At 74.2% G+C, this 1236-nt stretch carries 2 protein-coding genes; one reads left to right on the forward strand and one right to left on the reverse strand.

Annotated elements, in window-relative coordinates:
* Positions 1 to 104 precede the first annotated feature (104 nt).
* The gene (locus ACFU99_RS44115; RefSeq protein WP_384404491.1) at positions 105 to 614 is read left to right on the forward strand and encodes a hypothetical protein; all 510 of its coding nucleotides are present in this window, start codon (positions 105 to 107) and stop codon (positions 612 to 614) included.
* Positions 615 to 659: 45 nt separating this feature from the next.
* On the opposite strand, the gene ACFU99_RS44120 is transcribed toward ACFU99_RS44115, so the two are convergent.
* Positions 660 to 1070 carry a hypothetical protein gene (locus ACFU99_RS44120; RefSeq protein ID WP_384404493.1) on the reverse strand — a complete coding sequence of 137 codons (411 nt, stop codon included), beginning with the start codon at positions 1068 to 1070 and terminating at the stop codon, positions 660 to 662.
* Between the last annotated feature and the right edge of the window lie 166 nt (positions 1071 to 1236).

Below are 1236 nucleotides of genomic sequence, written 5' to 3' on the forward strand. Positions count from 1 at the left end.
GCCGCGCCCTGTGCGGCTCATCACCGTACGGGCGGCGAGGGCCCGCCCGGTCCGGTCGCCCACCGCCCCGACCGCTCCGCCGGGGCCGGGCGATAATCGGGGGTATGAGCGATGAGCGGCAGGCCCCGGACGCGGGCCCTCAGCCCACGGAGATCCGGTTCTACGGCACGACCTGGCTGAACCACGACGGCGGCTACGCGCTGCGCCGCGCCGCCACCGCGATCGGCGCGCTCGCCGCCGCGGCGGCCGGCTGCCTCGTGCTCCGCTTCGCCTTCCAGGGCGTCACGGACGCCAAGGCCGGCAGCCTGGTCAACGTCCTGCTCGTCGTGGCCTTCGCCATCTGTAGCGCGCTCGCCTTCCGCCACACCTGGACCGGGTTCGTACGCCGTCCGGACGCCCCCGTCGACGCCGCCGCCGAGAAGTCGATGCGCAGCATCCGCGTCATCGGCTTCGTCGGCATCCTGCTCGCCTACTTCTGCCGCACCTTCGTCGAGGCGCCGGGCGAGAAGCTGCGGCGGGCGGAGTACGAGGAGGAGCGCCGCCGGTACGAGCGCCGGCGCACGGCCCGTACGGGAAACCCGGCGGGCAAGGCGAAGAAGCGCAAGAACCGCTGACGGCCGGGGCCGCCCAGCCTTGGCTCCGCGTACGCCCGTACCGGCTCAGCCCCGCCGCCGCGCCCCGCTCATCGCGCCGATGAGCCCGATCAGTCCGGCCACCACGGCACCGCGCCACAGGCCGTCCCACAGGCTGCCGAAGAAGCCCTCGCTCGTCAGGATCTGACGCATCAGGAAGTCGCTGACCAGCAGCAGCGCGGCGGGCACGGTCGCGACCTGCCAGGGGTGACTGCGGGCCCAGCGCCGGATGCGGTGGTCCGCGGCGCCGCCACGGCCTCCGAGGGCCGCGCACGCGCCGCCGGCCAGGAAGAACAGCATCAGCGCGAGGGAGAGCGCACCGGCCACGACGCCGAGGCCGAAGTCACCGGTGATCGCGTTGAAGCCGAGCGACACTCCGCCGCCGAGCGCGCCGACCGTGGCAGCGGTCCGCCACGGACCGAGACTGGCCGAGGCCACGGCCAACTGCCGCTCCTCGGAACGGGATACCTCACCTGAACGGTATGAACGACTCATACCGCCACGCTCCCGCCCCGCGCCCGCGAGCACCATGGGGGATGACCCTGACCGGCCCCGGAGTTAGCGGCCAGGGCCACCCGGGTCGCACCCTGACACCCCTCGGGCC

It is taken from the genome of Streptomyces sp. NPDC057654 (assembly GCF_042800135.1).
In the GTDB taxonomy this organism is placed as follows: domain Bacteria; phylum Actinomycetota; class Actinomycetes; order Streptomycetales; family Streptomycetaceae; genus Streptomyces.